The 226-nt window shown below is 43.8% G+C and carries 1 rRNA gene; it reads left to right on the top strand.

Features of this window, described 5'->3' with window-relative positions:
- Nucleotides 1-132 precede the first annotated feature (132 nt).
- Nucleotides 133-226: ribosomal RNA gene (locus ACN6NF_RS26025) — 23S ribosomal RNA — on the top strand; the annotation flags it as partial.

The following is a 226-nucleotide window of genomic DNA, read 5'->3' on the forward strand; positions in this document are numbered from 1 at the left end:
CGAATTGCACCTTGAAAACTGGATACCGAAACGAAATTGCGTTTTAGAATATTCCTTTAAGCTGATCTTGTGTAAACAAGAGAAATAAAGGTAGCATATATCGACATTTTCTTTCTGTGAAAGAAAAGTCTAGGTTAAGCTACAAAGAGCACACGGAGGATGCCTAGGCGCCAGGAGCCGACGAAGGACGTGGCGAACAACGATAAAGCCTCGGGGAGCTGTAAGC

The organism is Paenibacillus sp. TSM33, assembly GCF_056099025.1.